The 16,823-nt window shown below is 57.0% G+C and carries 14 protein-coding genes; 5 read left to right on the top strand and 9 right to left on the bottom strand.

What is annotated here, in order from left to right; translation table 11 throughout:
• Positions 1-920: 920 nt before the first annotated feature.
• From M4951_RS12280 to M4951_RS12265, 4 genes are all read left to right on the top strand, one after another.
• Positions 921-2,003, top strand: coding sequence for a Gfo/Idh/MocA family protein (locus M4951_RS12280; RefSeq protein WP_262026770.1), 1,083 nt, complete (start codon positions 921-923; stop codon positions 2,001-2,003).
• 98 nt (positions 2,004-2,101) lie between these two features.
• Positions 2,102-3,070, top strand: a complete 969-nt coding sequence (locus M4951_RS12275; RefSeq protein ID WP_262026769.1) for a lysophospholipid acyltransferase family protein — start codon at positions 2,102-2,104, stop codon at positions 3,068-3,070.
• A gap of 31 nt (positions 3,071-3,101) precedes the next feature.
• On the top strand, positions 3,102-3,419 hold the full coding sequence (locus M4951_RS12270; protein ID WP_262026768.1) for a Rieske (2Fe-2S) protein: 318 nt from the start codon (positions 3,102-3,104) through the stop codon (positions 3,417-3,419).
• Between the two features lie 124 nt (positions 3,420-3,543).
• A complete protein-coding gene (locus M4951_RS12265; protein WP_262026767.1) occupies positions 3,544-4,449 on the top strand; it encodes a hypothetical protein in 906 nt (301 codons plus the stop codon).
• Here M4951_RS12265 and M4951_RS12260 read toward each other — a convergent pair.
• From M4951_RS12260 to M4951_RS12245, 4 genes are all read right to left on the bottom strand, one after another.
• Positions 4,446-5,240, bottom strand: coding sequence for a DUF1570 domain-containing protein (locus tag M4951_RS12260; RefSeq protein WP_262026766.1), 795 nt, complete (start codon positions 5,238-5,240; stop codon positions 4,446-4,448). The two genes, M4951_RS12265 and M4951_RS12260, sit on opposite strands and share 4 nt — an antisense overlap.
• Positions 5,241-5,280: 40 nt before the next feature.
• A complete protein-coding gene (ispG, locus tag M4951_RS12255; RefSeq protein ID WP_262026765.1) occupies positions 5,281-6,426 on the bottom strand; it encodes a (E)-4-hydroxy-3-methylbut-2-enyl-diphosphate synthase in 1,146 nt (381 codons plus the stop codon).
• Between the two features lie 170 nt (positions 6,427-6,596).
• Positions 6,597-8,018, bottom strand: coding sequence for a cytochrome B6 (locus M4951_RS12250; RefSeq protein WP_262026764.1), 1,422 nt, complete (start codon positions 8,016-8,018; stop codon positions 6,597-6,599).
• 311 nt (positions 8,019-8,329) lie between these two features.
• Positions 8,330-9,448, bottom strand: a complete 1,119-nt coding sequence (locus M4951_RS12245; RefSeq protein ID WP_262026763.1) for a glycoside hydrolase family 88 protein — start codon at positions 9,446-9,448, stop codon at positions 8,330-8,332.
• 119 nt (positions 9,449-9,567) lie between these two features.
• Here M4951_RS12245 and M4951_RS12240 point away from each other — a divergent pair, with 119 nt between their 5' ends.
• Positions 9,568-10,074 carry a tRNA (cytidine(34)-2'-O)-methyltransferase gene (locus M4951_RS12240; protein WP_262026762.1) on the top strand — a complete coding sequence of 169 codons (507 nt, stop codon included), beginning with the start codon at positions 9,568-9,570 and terminating at the stop codon, positions 10,072-10,074.
• Between the two features lie 1,004 nt (positions 10,075-11,078).
• Here the strand turns inward: M4951_RS12240 and M4951_RS12235 are convergent.
• From M4951_RS12235 to M4951_RS12215, 5 genes are all read right to left on the bottom strand, one after another.
• Entirely contained in the window at positions 11,079-12,410 is a 1,332-nt protein-coding gene (locus M4951_RS12235; RefSeq protein WP_262026761.1) for a PQQ-binding-like beta-propeller repeat protein, read from the bottom strand.
• Between the two features lie 209 nt (positions 12,411-12,619).
• Positions 12,620-13,120 carry a tRNA (adenosine(37)-N6)-threonylcarbamoyltransferase complex ATPase subunit type 1 TsaE gene (gene tsaE / locus M4951_RS12230; protein ID WP_262026760.1) on the bottom strand — a complete coding sequence of 167 codons (501 nt, stop codon included), beginning with the start codon at positions 13,118-13,120 and terminating at the stop codon, positions 12,620-12,622.
• Positions 13,117-14,037: a thiamine-phosphate kinase gene (locus M4951_RS12225; protein ID WP_262026759.1), complete on the bottom strand. Its 921-nt coding sequence runs from the start codon at positions 14,035-14,037 to the stop codon at positions 13,117-13,119. The genes tsaE and M4951_RS12225 overlap by 4 nt, the downstream gene beginning before the upstream one ends.
• A 48-nt stretch (positions 14,038-14,085) precedes the next feature.
• Positions 14,086-15,012, bottom strand: a complete 927-nt coding sequence (locus tag M4951_RS12220) for a CHAD domain-containing protein (protein ID WP_262026758.1) — start codon at positions 15,010-15,012, stop codon at positions 14,086-14,088.
• On the bottom strand, positions 15,009-16,634 hold the full coding sequence (locus M4951_RS12215; protein WP_262026757.1) for a Ppx/GppA phosphatase family protein: 1,626 nt from the start codon (positions 16,632-16,634) through the stop codon (positions 15,009-15,011). The genes M4951_RS12220 and M4951_RS12215 overlap by 4 nt, the downstream gene beginning before the upstream one ends.
• Positions 16,635-16,823 lie beyond the last annotated feature (189 nt).

The following is a 16,823-nucleotide window of genomic DNA, read 5'->3' as shown; positions in this document are numbered from 1 at the left end:
CGACTTCGCCCTCGGCTCGTTGGGACGGCCCGCCGGGCCTAAGAAAATGGATGGATGTTATTCTCGGCCGCCGCTGTCGCGTCAAGATTGTCGCTTGACATAGCGCACGCATCCGGGGTCCACTACCCAGGAAATCCCGAACCAACCATGACTGATCGCCGGCCGCGAAGGCCGATTCGAGGCTGGTGTGCTGCGCGCCGATTGCTGCCGCCGATCACCCGGGTCGGGGGACGACCTTTTCGCAGATGCTTCTGGCCCGGTCTCAGAGGAGAATGAATGACTAATTTCTAAGGACGAATGTCTAATAAAGAACGTTGTTGTCCTGTCCTGGGCTGGGGCAGCCCACCAAAAAAACGGAGCGGTCCGGTCCGGTCCAATGTTGTCCGGTCCCGGCGAGAATGACGAAGGAAGAGCCAAGATCGATGCTCACTGATCTCCTGCTTTAGCCATTTGTCCTTCGACAATTTTGATCGAACGGTCCGATCCAAGAAATTGAAAAAGGGCGAGAACCCTGCGGTTCTCACCCTTGCTTATATCCAGCCCCTGGAGCTTGCATAGGACAAGTTCCAGGGGCCTAAAAAGACTCGCCGTGAAGCGAATGCCGGCGCGGTCGACCCAGTTAACCACGTGCTCCGGCATCAAAAGTAGCTTCGACCCAGGAGGGGGGCTGTCGCACGTTCCCGCAAACTTGCGAGCAACGACGAGCCTTTCCAAATTCAATTTTTGCGGCCGCATCCCTGTCAGCGACGCGGCGGGGCAATAAATAGCGAATCGACATTTGCTTGTCTGCGCCAATTTTTTGAGCGCCGTCGGTTTCTTTCACTTGGTGCGGGACGGGTATTCGAGAGGGCCGGAGCGTCTATAATGGGCGACTTTCCCCCGCGTAATGATTCTCATCCTGCCTTAGAAAGGACGACACGATGTCGCTCGGCTTTGCCATTGTTGGTTGTGGAATGATCGCCGATTTCCACGCCCGTGCTATTGCGGACCTGCGCGGCGCCAAGTTGGTCGCCTGCTTTTCTCGTAATGGGCAGCGGGCCGCCGAGTTCGCCGCCAGTCATGACTGCGCTGCTTACAGCGATCTGGACGAAATGCTGGCTGACGAGAACGTCGATATCGTGTCGATCTGCACGCCGAGCGGCGCTCATATGGAGCCCGGCGTCGCGGCGGCTCGCGCGGGAAAGCATGTCATCATTGAAAAACCGCTTGAAATCACGCTAAAGCGCTGCGACAAGCTGATCCACGTGTGCGAGAAGGCGGGCGTCAAACTGTCGACGATCTTTCCATCCCGCTTTCATGGCCCTTCGGTCGAGCTGAAAAAAGCGATCAACGCCGGGCGTTTCGGCAAGCTGACGATGGGAGACGCCTATGTGAAATGGTTTCGCACGCAAGACTATTACGATAGCGGCGCGTGGCGCGGCACGTGGGCGTTGGATGGGGGCGGCGCTTTGATGAATCAAGCGATCCATAGCGTTGACCTGCTTTGTTGGCTGATGGGAGACGTCGCCGAGATTTCGGCCTATACGTCGCTGCTGGCCCACGAGCGGATCGAAGTTGAGGATGTCGCCGTCGCGACGCTGAAATTTGCCAGCGGCGCACTCGGCGTGATTCAGGCATCGACCGCATCGTATCCCGGTTTTCTAAAGCGGATCGAGATCAGCGGTTCGCAGGGCTCGGCCATCATGGAAGAGGAAGACCTGAAAAAGTGGGAATTCGCCAAGATGACGAAGCGCGATCAGGCGATCCAAGAAAAGCTGGCCGGCAAAACCCACACCGGCGGAGGGGCCGCCGATCCGAAAGCGATCGGGCACCATGGTCACACCGCCCAGTTCAAAGACTTTGTTGACGCAATCAAAAAAGACCGCGAGCCGCTGATTAACGGGCCTGAAGGTCGCCGAGCCGTCGAAGTGATTCTGGCGATCTACAAAGCGGCCGAAACCGGCAAATCGGTCCCGTTGCCGCTGAAATCGGATCCAGTTTTGAAGGCGCGCACCGCCAAATAGCCGGAAGATCGAGCGGGATCGGCAAATTGCCCTTTTCCGCAAACCGGTTTCACGGCAAAATATCGCGCAGTTTGATAGCACCAAGCAGGGAAGCGTCGGTGAACTTACGACTTGTAGCGGATTACCTGGTCTATGTGGCGGTTCGTTTGACGATTTGCGTCGTCCAAGCGATCCCGATGGACCGTTGCGCCCAAGGGGCCCAGTTTCTGGCCTGGCTCATCAGCGATGTGTTCAAAGTTCGCGGCGAGCTGCTTGATTCCAATCTGCGGCATGCCTTTCCTGAGATGACCGCCGCCGAGCGGAAAAAGCTGGCTCGACGAAATTGGCGGCATCTGCTGTTGATGGTTTGCGAAATCGCCCACGCGCCGCGCAAGATCCATGACACGAATTGGCGCGACTATGTCGATTTGCAGAATGTCTCGAATCAGATTGGTTACATGCTCAGCGAGCGGCCAGTGGTGATTTTGCTGGGGCATTTTGGCAATTTCGAGCTGATGGGTTACTGTGCCGGGTTGATGGGATTTCCGACCTATACGGTGGCCCGGCCGCTCGACAATAAATTTTTGCACGACTTTGTCCAGCGCTTTCGGGGCGCTACCGGGCAGTTTATTCTGCCGAAACAAGGGAGCGCACCGGCGATTGAAAAGCTGATGAACGATGGCGGCACGCTCGGCTTGTTGTGCGACCAGAACGCCGGGCCGAAAGGTTGCTGGGTCGATTTCATGGGGCGACCTGCATCATGTCATAAGGCGATATCGTTGTTCTCGATGGCGAGCGGCGCGCCGCTGGTGGTGACCCACTTTCGTCGCACCGACCGGCCGATGCAATTTGAAATGGGGATCGATACGGTTGACGCGATCTATGACCCGCTAAAAGCGGAAACGCCGTTGGGCGTGAAAGAGCTCGCCAGCTGGTACAATGAACAGCTCGAAAAAATGATCCGCCGCAATCCCGAACAATACTGGTGGATCCACAATCGCTGGCGCGATGATCGCCCTCCGAAGAAGGCGAAAAAGACCGCGGCGCCGGATGCCGTTGAATCAGACGCGCCGCGCCGCGCCGCTTAGACCGTTTCCGCCGAGTTGCCTGTTCCGTCTTATGCCAAATTGGGTTCGTGTCGCCGAGATTCGCGAAGTCCCCGCCGACGGCGGTCTGGAGCGGGTCGTCGCTGGTCGCATCATCGGACTCTTCTGCGTCGATGACCACTATTTCGCGATCGACGGCATTTGCGCCCATCAAGGGGGACCTGTCGGCAAAGGGGGAATCTGCGGCGCGATCGTCACTTGCCCCTGGCATGGTTGGCAATATGACGTGACGTCAGGCAAACACGAACTGAGTGAAATTCGGCAGCAAACCTTTCCGGTAGAGCGACGCGGCGACGAACTTTTCGTCGACATGGAAGAGCGCGGTTCCTAGAGCGACATCTTTTGTGCAGGCTCGCGATCGGGTAGCCTGAGAGAATACCCCGATCGTCACTTCCAAATTGCCCTGGCCCTTGATCGAAGTTCGCCGCTTTCTCAATTCCGACCCACCGAAGTTGGTGGAAATTTGGAACAGCCAACCGTTAGGCGCGCAACTTGCGCAGCCGATGACGGTCGGCTCGATGGAAACGTACGTTTTCGCCAAGCCTTATTTCCATCCCGAAACTTGCCTGGTCGCCGTCGACCAAGGGCAGCTCGTCGGTTTCGCACATGTGGCGCTCTCGCGTGATTTAAATTACCAAACCGAAAGCGTCTCCTACGCCTATCTCTCTCTCGCCTTGGTCGCCGGACATGCCGATCATGCGGCAGTGACCAACGCGCTGTTGGATCAGGCCGAGACCTTGGCGCAGGAAGCTGGCGCAGCGCAACTGCTCATCGGCGGAGCGCCGCCGTTGGGGCCCTTTTACTTTGGGCTGGCCGGCGGATCGCACAACGTGGGCGTTCCGTCGACGTTTGAGGTTCTGCGGCATCAGTTGGATCAGCGCGACTATCAAGTCATCGGCGAGTATTTGGCGATGCGATCCAACATCCACGGATTTCGTCCGGCGGTGAGTCGCGAAATGATGCAGATTCGCCGCAGCTTTTCGGTCGAAGCGAATTACAGTCCGCCGCCGCTCGACTGGCTCAATTCCTGCATCTATATGCATTTTGAACGTTCGCAATTTGACTTGATTCCAAAATTAAATTCAGCAGTCGCAGCTTCCGCTACCTTTATCGACTTGCCGCACTACAGCCAACTTTGGGGCGTCCACGCCGCCGCGCTGGTCACGGTCGAAGCGCTGGAAGATGGCGACCAGACCAAGTCGAATTATCTGCTCGGCGAGGCGCTGCGGCAACTTGCCGAAACCGGCGTCGGTCGGATCGAGACCCAAATCGACAAAGAAGATCTCGCCGGATACGCCATGCTGCGGACGCTTGGCTTCGACGAAGCCTATCAGTCGACGCGCATGGCGAAGACATTCTAGCGCCGCAAGATCGTCGTCAGGTACTCCGTCGCCGCGAGTTCCGCATTCGAATTCGCGTGGCGAATCTGCAGCGGAATCGGATCGATCAGTTCTTCACGGCTTTCGGCCGCTAGTTGAGCGGTGATCAATCCTCGCTGCGGGCCCGACATCAGATAATGCGTCCAGAGCCAAGCTTCGGCGTAATCGAGCTGCGTCATCGCTTCTGGACGTTCGAGCGCCGCGAGACGATCAAGATTCGGACGCCAGCCGCCATTTTGCAACGCTCCGTTCAAGACTGGCAGATGTTCGACGTTCATCCGCCCCGCTTGCGGCGGAACCTCAAAATACTCGGCGAGTCCTTCATCCAGCCAGAGCGGTAATCGCCCGACGTTTGCGTGCAAGTAAGCGTGCGTCAGTTCGTGACGCAGGTCGGTGACCACATGCTCGGTCCAATGCGCGTAGATATGCGCGCCGCTGGCGTCGGTGACAAACACCGCACGACGCCCGGCCAACTGAGGAAATCTCTGCGCAACGACGCTTCGATAGGCGGCGACGTCGCGATACAAGTGAACCTGGATCGGCACGTCTTTCATCGGCATTTGCAGCGTAGCAGACAAGTCGGATCGGAGCGTCTCGACATCGGCTCGCATCACCGCTTCCGCAGGCAGCTCAAAGTCGGCCACGATCACCAGATTGCTAGAAGAGACATCGGGCAAAATCAGCGGCGCGGCGGATCGACCCCAGAGGGCGCAGCCTGATATGCCGCCGATGGCGGTCAACAAGCAGAGCCGTAAAACCCAACCGCACGACAAATTGGCGTCCTTTCCAAGCAGTGCGAAAACCGAATTGCGGCTAGTTGGCCCCAACGCGCGTTGCAATCATCGCATCGAGTTCTAGCTTAAGCTTGCCGAGAATCTGATCGTAGGGAAATGCTCCCAGCTCTTCGCCAGATCGTTTCAGATTGACGAAGTTCGGCCCGCACCAGAGCCCCAGATCAGCGTCGTCTGTTTCGCCTGGTCCGTTGACGCGACACCCCATCACGGCGATCGTAATGTCATGCTCTTTGGCGTACTGCGTCATGTCGCGAACTTGTTCGGCCAAATCGACGAACGCTTCGTTCTCGACTCGTGAACAACTGGGACAACTGATGATGTTGAGCGTGTTCAAGCCGAAGTCGACCACACTGCGCACGCGACCAGCGGCGATGTCGGCCAAGATCTGTCGTCCGGCGGCGATCTCTTCCGGCTTGCGAGGATTGGGGACGGTCAGCGAAACGCGGATCGTATCGCCGACGCCGCGGCCAATCAGCTGCTCGAAAGCGATGCGTGTTTTGATGATCCCATCGGGCGGCATGCCGGCCTCGGTCACGCCGAGATGCAGCGGAATGTCAGCGCGGCGCTCGGCGAAGCGCTGATTGACTTCGATCACCTTTTTCGGGTCCGAGTCTTTCAGCGAAACGCAATAACGCGTGAAACCGAGCGAGTCGAGATGCTCACAATGCTCCAGGGCGCTTTCCAGCATCGGCGCGATCGAATCGGCCGGGTCGTACAGCGCCAGCTTGTCTGGATCAACGCTGCCGCAGTTGACGCCGATCCGGATCGCACAGTCGTTGTCTTGGGCGACGCCGACCAGATAATTCACCTTCTCGCGCCACGGCTTGCTCCGTTCGTGGTGATAAAGGTGCCCTGGGTTATAGCGCACTTTATCGACGTGCGGAGCGACCAATTCGGCCAAGCGATAATTCTCTTGCAAATCGACCGAGAGATTCGCCGACGTCTGCCGACGGATTTCGGCCAGGGCCTCGGCGTCCTTCTTGTTGTCGACGGCAATTCGCACCACATCGGCGCCCGCTTCCTCGAGCGCTCGGACCTGACCGACAGTCGCGTCGATATCCTGCGTCTTCGTAGCGGTCATGCTTTGGACGGCTATCGGATTACCGTCGCCGATCGCGATCGAACCAATCACGACCCGGCGAGTCGAGTTTCGCTGAATTTGCACCGAAAATGTCTCCTGCGGCGTTGTCTAACTGCACGTATTCTCTTGTACCGCAACAGTTTTGGCAACATCACCATTTTTCGGCCCAACGCTGCGGGAGACAACCGAAAAGACCGCTGGCATACCTTGCCTGCCGTCTTTGTCGTCTTACGCGCGGCCTGTCAGCATGGCAATTATAGGCAAAGCAGGAAAGCAATCAGGTCCGCTTTTTCTTCCTGCGTCAGCTTCGACTCTTGGACCAAGTTGAAGAACTCGACCGTATCGTCCAGCGTCAGCAAACGCCCATCGTGCAAATAGGGGGGCGAATCTTTGATTCCCCGCAGTGTGAAGGTTTTGATCGGGCCGGCGGCGACGTTCTTTTGCCCGTTGATCGTTTCCGGCTCATAAAACCGTTCTAAGTGAAGATCGTGCATCTGGTTATCGAGATAAAACGGCGCCGGGTGGCAATCGCCGCATTTCGCTTTGCCAAAAAATAGCTCTTGGCCGCGCATTTCGGACTCGGTCGCTTTGTCGGCGATCAACTTGCCGTCGAGACCCAACTTGGGCGCCGGCGGAAAGTCGAACATGTTTTGCATCTGGGCCATCATCGAAACCTGGTCGGATCGGTTCGGCAAATGGACTCCTTTTTTGGCCGCCGTCACATGGTCGCCGTCAAAATAGGCGGTCCGTTGTTCAAACTCCGTAAAATCTTCGACCGAGCGGAGCGAGCGTTTCGATCCATGGATCTGCTGGTTGTACATGCCGCGCAAGCTGACCGTCTCGATCCGAAATCGATTCTCTTGCGGCCGCGTATCGGGATTCAAGTGGAACGTCGCATTGGTGTGCCCGTTGACGTGACAGTCGAGACAGGTAACGCCTAGTTCCGCCTCTTTCGTCTTTCGATCATTGGTTTGATTGAACTGTTGCTGTGGGAAGGGAGTCAGCAGCAAGCGCATTCCTTCCATCTGCACCGGCGTTACTTTTCCATCAAGCAGGCGAAAGTAATTTTTGATCGTCATGACTTCGCCGTTGCTGACATCCCCCAGATCGGTCCGCGACGTCAGAAACATCGGCGGGGGATACTCCGGCATCAGGTGATCAGGCAGATCAAAGTCGGTATCAAACCGCTGCAAATCGCGATGCTCCGCTTTGGCGATCGTCTCAATTTGGTTCTTGGGAAACACCATTCCGCCAGTCGAATGCTTGGAATGGGGCAGGGGACGAAAGCCGGCCGGCAACGCGTTCGCCTTCTTTACTTCGTCCGGCGTCATTTGCGCCAGCTCTTGCCACATCAGATTTTCAGGCAACTTAACGCGAACTCCCTGCTGCACTTTCTTCCGCTTCCCCGACATCATCACGTCAGAAGGAGTATCGCTCAGATCGTAGCGAGCACTCAGCAACTTCTGTTGCCGCTCGTTGAACATCTCCCGCTTTTCCCTGTCGGCGGCAAAGACGGCGTCAAAGTCTTGGTCGATGATCGGCATGTAGGTCTTGGGAGGCTCGGCTTTCGTCGGTTGCGGCGAACGTGGAGTCGCCGGAGCTTGGGCGAATAACAAATGAGCGGCGCCGAATAAGAGCAGCATGGTTTCGACGATGAGCGGGAATCGCTTGAACATGATGAGTTTCCTAGCTTAAACATGGGATCGCTGGGTCGATCGATCGAAGTTTCGCTGAAACAAATCGCAATTGCCGTGCCTTTCACGCAATTCTTTTTATGCATGACTTACATGCACGTACGTTATGCGCCCGAATTCGATAGAAACAGCGAATCTGACGTAAGAAATAAGCGTAGAAGGGGGACAAGCGATCCCCATGCTGGCAAGAAAGCGTCCAGGCTGGCTCCATCGAAGCCAGACCAATCCATCTGAGCAGTAGGCTCTTGCCAGGCGCCTGGCGTCTAAAAATTCGTTTCGTAGCGCCCTAACGCCTACTTCGCTTCGCGAACGACCTTCGTCAAACCTTCGACAAAGAAATATTCGCCCCACATTACGGATTCATCAACGCCCAGGTCTTTGGCTGTGTGGTAGACGCCGTGCTTCAAGATTCCTTCCCAGCCTGGATCGTTGATCGCCAGGTACTCAGGCTCGACCATCGCATCCAGCATCTTCAACGCGGTCGCTCGATACGCTTCGGCCTTCGCCGGGTCTTTGGTCTGCTTGGCCAGATCCAACAGTCCGCTGGCCGCGATCGCGCCGGCCGAACTTTCTTTTTGCGGGCCGAAGGGGAGGGGAGCGTTCACATCGGCGTCAAAGTCCCATAGCGGCACGCCGTCGGCCGGCAGATTCGCGAGCCAGTAGTCGGCGTTCCGTTCGGCGACTTCCAAAAACTCTTCCCTCTGCGTCAACGCATAGACTTTGCTGTAGCCATACAGCGACCAAGCCAAACCGCGGGCCCAAGCGCTGTCGCCTTGCAAGCCTTGATGGGTCGATTCGTGCAGAAACTCGCCGGTCTCCAGATCAAACATCCCTTCATGCGCCGTCGAACCGTTGGCGCGCACAATCTTGTCGCGGGTGGTCCGGCAATGCGCGACCGCTTTGCGCATCAGCTCTTCGTCACCGGTTTCGTTGGCGGCGTAAAAGATGATCGGCACGTTCATCATGATGTCGATAAACAGCGAATCATCCGAAACAAAGCTGCGCAGGTACTGTCCCTTTTCTTTAAACCGCATCGCCAACGTTCGACCGGCTTGAATCAGCACGTCATGAATCGCGTTGTCGCTGGTCAGTTGATACCAGGGAAGGTAGGTGCTGAGAAAGATGAATCCCAGATCATGCACGTCCCGATCATGCTGACGATGCTCCAGCAGTTTGCTGTAATGTTCGGCCCGCTCGCGCCAGGTCGCGTCGCCGGTTCGCAGCGTAAACTGCCACATCATTCCGGCGAAGAAACCGCCGCACCAATCGGTCCACAATTCTCCCCCATGCTTCCACTTCCCCTCTTCCGTATAGATCGGCAGATAGTCGGGATAGGTTTCCACGACATGCGCGACTTGCTGTTGGGCGAACTGAAGGGCCGATTCGTATTTTGCGATGCGCTCGTTCGTCATATTCAACCGCCTAGCGTATTTCTATCTGGTGAGACAAAATGGGAGAGTCTGGATCGGGGTGCAAACTAACTTCCCCTGGTCTACTTGAAAAGTCCTTCGCCGCCGAAAAACCGATTCCGTTGAAATACTCGCCTGTCATCCATATCGTTCTGCACGAACCCGAAATCCCCCCCAACACCGGCAATATCGGCCGCACCTGCGTCGCGATCGGGGCCAAACTCTGGCTGGTCAAACCGCTCGGCTTTCGGGTCGATGATCGCGAATTAAAACGCGCCGGCATGGACTATTGGCAACACCTAGAATGGGAAGTGGTCGAGAACTGGGCTCACCTGCAAGAGCGACTTAAAGACCGACGATTCTTCTACTTAACCAAAACGGCCAAACGTTCTTACACGACCGTCGATTTCCAACTGGAAGATGCGATCGTGCTGGGCGCCGAGTCCAAAGGTCTGCCGCCAGAACTGTTGGCCGCGACGCCCGAAAACAACATCTCGGTCCCGATGCGAACCGAAGTCCGCAGTCTCAACCTCTCGGCCACCGCCGCCACGGTCGCCTACGAAGCGGTCCGCCAACTCACGCTCGCCGGTCAGGCAAAATTACCGATCGGCGAGTCCCCGATCGGCTAATCGGCGTGCCCAAATCGCCAATGGAAATACACGTTCTCTCGTAGCCCAACTCTTCGTAGCCCGCAGCGCGAGTTTTGAGGGTGCGTCATTTAGCAATTCAGGAAGTGTTGAACACGGGTGAAGCACGATAAAACAGAGTCCGAATCAGCCGAAAATCGTCACACTAGCCCGCCAGCGAGGGAATACGGTTCGCCACTTCAATCCGTGTTAGGATCGCCAACTCTATTCCCTCGCTGGCGCTGGCGGGCTAGTGTTCGATAGATTCGAAATAGCGCAACTTCAAAGAGCGCAAGCCGAGGGAATGCGGCAGGACGCTCCGGATAGTCTTAGACCGGACCACTACGCTTTTTATCCGTCGGGTTGGACCGGACAGGATCACTACGCTTTTGTCCGTCGGGTTGGACCGGACAGGACCACTACGCTTTTGCCGCAGCCTGCCCCAGCCCAGGACAAAACAACACCCACAGCGCGCAGAACCCCCGCACGCTTTGACAAACGCAATCCACAATCGACCTCAATTCCGTACGCTTTGTCAAGCGACAATCTCAAACACGCAAAGCCCTGGGAAACATCACAAGTTGGGATGTTGACGCTCAATGAAAAGATCGCGGCGCCAATGCAAACGTCAGCACATTCACAAGTCGCAACCCAAGCCCTCCAGCGCCAGTGAGCGACTGCGGTTCGCCACTTCAATCCGTGCTGGGATCGCCATGCGGATTCCCTCGCTGGCGCATTTTGAGGTTGCGCGATTTCCCTGGTTGGCCGCGATAGCTCCGCTATCGGGGCGGCGCAGCCGTAAGAGGCCTTGGTTCCCCGTAAGCAGTTCATGGGCTTTTCGCCATTTCCAACGGTATCGCGACCACCGAAGTTCGTCCGACCGCGGCTCGATGCCTCCTACCGACTTCGTCGGCCCCGATAGCGGAGCTATCGCGGCCAACCGGGCGTGGTTTGGAAAATAGCGTAACCTCAAAACTTGCGCTTCGGGCTACGAAGAGAATCGCGCGCTACTTGTTCTCGATTCGATAGAGGGCTTTCTCGGTTCGCAGTAAGATCGCGTCGTTGTGGATGCCGAAGCTGGCGAGCGCTCGTTCCGCCAGGTCGTTTTGGGCGACCTCTTCGTACTCGTCAGCATGACGCACGATGGTGGATTTGCCGGCTTCGTCCAGCATGTAGATCAGGCCGTTGGCGGTGAGCAGGGAGGCGGAAAAATTTCCACCGATGCGGTTCTTCCAGCGGACGTCTCCGGTGATTCCATCGACGCACGAGAGAATGCCGTTATCCGAGATCATGTAGACGGCGTCATCGACCGCGACCGGGGAAGGATTGTAGGGGACGTTGCGATCGAGGATGAACTCGACGTGCGTTTCGGTCACATCTCCATGACCGTCTGGCCGCATCGCGATCAGTGAGGAGCGGTCGTAGCCGGTGCAGACGTAGACCAGACCGTTGGCGAAGATCGGACGCGGGACGACCGAGTAACCGTCTCCGTAGGTGACGCGCCAAATCTCTTGGCCATTGTGCGGATCGAGCGACATAACGGCGCCGCTGCCTTGCGAGATGAGTTGAGTCTGACCGTTCACTTCGATCAACAGCGGCGTGCAGAAGGCGAAATACTTGGGTAGGTCCGGCACGTTGCGCGGCGTTTGCCAGACGATGTCGCCGGTCGCTTTGTGAAGCGCGATCACCGCTTGCTTTTCGTTGGCGTCGATGCTGAAGATTAAGTTGTCGCCAAACAGGACCGGCGAACCGCCGTTGCCATGCGTCGGTTTGTAGGCGAGCTCTTGTTTGCCCCACACGATCGAACCATCCTGCTTGCGGAGACAGGCCGTGCCCATGTGCCCAAAGTGGACATAGACGAACGGTCCCTCAAGGATCGGCGTCGCACTGGCATGGCTGTTCTTGGTATGGATCTTCGGAGCGGTTTCGCCATCTTGCTGGAACACCTCTACATCCCAGACCACGTCGCCTGAATCTGCATCCAGACAAACGGTTCGGAGCGATTGATCGGCTTTCCGGCCCTCTCCCAACGGAACGGCCGTGGTCAGATAGATGCGACCATCGGCCGTCACCGGCGACGACCAACCAACGCCGGGCAACTCTTTCCGCCAGGTGATGTTGGTCTCGGGTCCCCACTCGGTCGGCAACTTGACGCTGCTTGCGATTCCTTGCTGGGTCGGGCCGCGGAATTGAATCCATTCGGCGGATGACTGGGCGCTGGCTTGGCCGCCCATGAAAACGCCGATGACCAGCAGCACCAAGCCGATGTGCGCTCTCGGGGAGCGTATCAGGAGGGAGACGACGATCGTACCGCAGGCAAACAGGCGCTCAAGTGTCATGAGGTTTCAGAAATGAGAGGTAGGCGATGGACGGGAGGTTTCTAATTTAGTCCAGAATGGACCGGTGCGACACTAGATTTTGCGCCCGTTGAAGCAGAGCCGATGGAATGCGGTCGGCCGCTTCAAACCGAGTTGGGATCGCCGACCGCATTCCATCGGCTCGCGCCTCTGGCTGGTGTTGATGGTTTCGAAAAAATACGGGCTTCGAGCTACGAAGAGGAAGTCGCGTAGCGGGTCGCTAATTGCTTGATCCAATCGGCCGGGGCTTTTCCTTGGGGGGCGATGGTGACTCGCCGTTCGGTTTCGCCGACTACAAAAATTTCGATCTCGACATAGCTGCGCGGCATGCAGCCGACGACGCGATCGGCCCATTCGACGAAGGTGAGCCCTTCGGAGTTAAAATATTCTTCCGGGCCTAGCTCCAGGAACTCATCGTCATCTTGGATGCGGTAGGCGTCCATGTGGTAGAGCTGACGCTTTGCATCGTATTCTTGCACCAGCACGAAAGTGGGGCTGATGACAGTTTGCGGATCGATCTCGCACGCGGCGGCGATCGCTTTCACGAGTCGCGTTTTGCCGGCGCCCAAGGTTCCCAGCAGTGCAATGGTAGTTCCGTCAGGCAGTAGTTCGGCCAGCAGACGACCTAACCGGTCAGTGTCAACTTCAGAGGAAAGTTTCAACTCGATCTGACGATTGGCGGCGTCATTCATTGGTGCAAATATCCTTGCGGCTCCAGTTTTTTTCCACTGACATGATCGGCCCACATGCCTGCGCCGGCAACGATCTTGCCGATGGCGGTCACCGGCGTGCCGAGCAAACCATCGGCGACAATCTGTTGCGCGTTCTCGGGCGAAGCGGTCAACAATAGCTCAAAATCTTCCCCATCCGCCAGCGCATGTTCCAGCGGCGTCTTGCCGCTTGTTGCAGACAGACGATGCGCTGCGTTCGAAATTGGTATCGATGTCAAATCCACAACGCCGGCGACTTCGCTCTCTTTCAGCAATCGCGACAGATCGAGCAGCAGCCCGTCGCTGATATCCATTCCGACTTGCGCCAGTCCCAGTCGCGTCAGCTGCCGCGCTTCGTGGATTCGCGGCGTGAAATCAAAGTGACGCCCCAGGATACTGCCGCCCAGCTCGCCGGTCACCAAGATCACATCGCCGGGCGCTGCGCCACGGCGCAGCAGCGGAGCCTGATCGCCGCACGAACCAAACGCCGTCACGTTGATCGCCAACGGACCGCTCCAACTATTGGTGTCTCCGCCGGCCAGGATGCAGTTGAACTGCTCAACCAGCGGCAGCATTCCATCATACAGTTGGATCGCTAACTCAAGCATGGTTCCACGGGGCGGAGTGCGCGGCAGCAGCAACGAAACGACGACGGCTAACGGCTCCGCTCCCATCGCGGCCAGATCGCTGAGATTGACCGCGAGCGCTTTGCGCCCCACGCGTCGCGGATCGACTTCGGCCAAGCGAAAATCGATTTCATCCGAAATCAAGTCGGTGGTCACCACCAAATCATCGCGATCTCGCCAGTCCAAGATCGCCGCGTCATCCCCCAACCCGATGCGCAGCCGATCGTGCGTGTCGAGCGACTTTCGCAGGCGTTGGATGAATTCTGGTTCCATGGGATCGATTCTCGCTGGTCAAGATTTTCCCGCCAAGAGAGACCGACGTTAATCGATCGAGACGCGGAGATAGTGGTCAAATCGAAGCTTGAGGTCAGCGATTAAATCGGTCGTCCACCATTGCCGAAAAGACTCTGACTCTTCGCGGTAAGCCGCTTCTTCCCGCGCCATGACGCCGTGTAGGTAGTCGACCACGACCGGGTCCTCTATTTTGTCGGCCCACGCGGCGATCTTGATGATCGCGGTCGCATGATCGTTGACCTGTCCCAATCGATCCTGGACCGTCTCGAAATAGGGATAGAGATCTCGGCGAAATCCTTCGTCAAACGCAACTGCCGTCAACTCCATTGCATAACGCAATCGTTTCGCTTGAATCCGCAATTGATGCAGCGTGTCAGGCGCCGCCAACGTTTGTTCGGCCTGATAGAAAAACTGCAGCATCACTGGATCCAAATAAAGCGGCCCCACCGTCTGCAAGCTATCTTCGGCGCCGGTGTCGCGCCAGCGAATTCGCGGGATAAACTGATCAAACTTGCGTGCGAGGTTTTTCCCTTTCGCCCAGGCGGCGATCTCAATGAGCGACGTTTGCGATTCTTTCCGCATCGCTCGCATTTGTTTGAGCGTCTGCGCTGCGACCTTGTCGCTCTTCTCATGTTCGTCGGTCAAGCGCGCTATAAACACATCCAGATCGCGGGGCTCACCGGCGGCTCGGCGGATTTTTTTTAGCCGCTTCCGCAGCTTCTCTGAACGGCGCATCGGTTCGAGCGGTTGAAACAACTCCAGCGCAGCTTGCGAACGACGCACCGAGACGCGCAACTGATGCACATATTCGATATTTTCATCCGCTTTGCGCGCAGCGAGCGGCAAATAGTAGCGAACCAGATCGAGACGCTCTTGCAGCGCAATGCGCGCAACCTTGGACACCAGCGTGTCTGGTTTGACGCTATCCAGCCATTTCACTTTTTTGATCGTCAACTTGTGGGCGCTCCCGCACTTGCGCTCGTCGAAGCCGGCTTTCCGACGCAAACGACGACTTCTAAATTGAAGACCTTTTCAAAGAACTCGGCCCGACTGCGAGCAGCCCAGAGGTCGACTTCCGAATCCCCTTGGGAGGCCAACAGCAATTTGACTTGGGTCGGCGTTTTCTCGGCTCGAACCGATTGCACATGCTGACTGTGACTGCGATCTAACGCGCCGGCTAATCGCAAGATCGAAGCCAATGCGCGGACGCGATCTTGATCTTCACTCGACAACCGAGTGAAGTTCCGATGCTTTTTCTTGGGGGCCGAGCCGCGATGATAGCGCGCCACGTTGGCGATCAGCTCCAGTTCGTGACGCGAGAAGCCAGGCAGCTGGCTGTTAAGAATCAGGTTGTAGCTATGCTTGTGGTGTTTCTCATAGTTGATCAGATAGCCGGCGTCTTGCAGCACCGCCGACGCATAGATCAACCGCGCGTCGGCCGGCGATAGATTTAGCGGTTCGGCCAATTGCTGATAGAGCTCGACCGCCAAATGGGCGACATGCAGCGTATGCGGCATATCGACGCCGCAGCTCTTGGCGAAAAACTCCATCTCTTGCTTTGAGTCTTCTTCGGAGACCCGCGCGTCATCGGTCGGATCGATCATCGAGATGATGAGCCCGTCGCGAATGCCGCGATCATGCACATGCAGGATGTTGACATCCAGTCGGGCCATGATGCGATCAATAATGATCAAACCGGCGACGATGATATCGGCGCGATCGGCGCTTAGCCCGGCGACTCCGCGGCGCTGTTTCACATTCATTTTTTTGAGCATGTCGAGCATATGGCTGACGTCGGCATGCGTGATGCGATAGCCCCATTCGGGCTGACCGACTTCTCCCTTTTGCGCCATTTGCATCGCGGCGAGGGTCGTAAACGTCCCGCCGGTGCCGTACATCACTTGCGGAACGAACGGCCTTTTGCGAACCGTCTTTTTTAATTCGCGATCGATTTCTTCGGTCATGCGGTGGTAGTCTTCCGCACTTTGGAACAGCGAGTTTTGCGGAGCGTATAACTCCGTCATGCGCACCGCGCCCAACTGCGTCGCGATAATTTCTTCGACGTGCCCAGCGGAAGCGAGGATAATCTCGGTGCTGCCCCCACCGATATCGGCGACGGCGACGTTGCGATCAGAGATATCAAACGCCCTGGCGACGCTCAAAAAGGCGAGTTGCGCTTCTTGCTCGGACGAGATCACGTCAATATCGAGCTCGACGTCGCGCAGCGTCCGCGCGCAAAAATCGTCGCCGTTTTCCGCTTCGCGCACCGCACAAGTTGCGATCGTACGAATCGTTTTGACTTCAAAACCTGACGCGATTTTCTTAAAGCGGCGCAGCGCCGCAATCGACTCTTCGATCGAGTCTTCGTCCAAGCGACCTGTAGAGCTGACGCTGCGCGCCAAGCGAGTCGACTGTCGTTCTTCGTCCAATACTCGATAATCGGGGCCAGGCGTCACTTGAGCAACCACCAAACGCAAGCTATTCGAGCCGATATCGATGGCGGCAAGTTTGTCGCCAGGCGAGAGCTGAAGATCGGGAGGCGTGTCGACGATATTCTTCATGCGGCGGCGTTTCATCCTTTCGCGGCTTCTTCGTCCAGCGAAAAATCTAGAAGTCGAAAGACTTTCCAACGGCTAAGATAACAAATTCGGCCATTCTTCACGATGACCAAATTTACGCTGGTTCGCCAGCCGAACAGGAACCATACGCGTGCAGACAGGCCGAATTGAGAAGCATTAAAATCCCCCATTTGGAAACGACCTGCA

It is taken from the genome of Blastopirellula sp. J2-11, from assembly GCF_024584705.1.
In the GTDB taxonomy this organism is placed as follows: domain Bacteria; phylum Planctomycetota; class Planctomycetia; order Pirellulales; family Pirellulaceae; genus Blastopirellula.
This window is presented reverse-complemented; position numbering and strand designations above follow the sequence as displayed.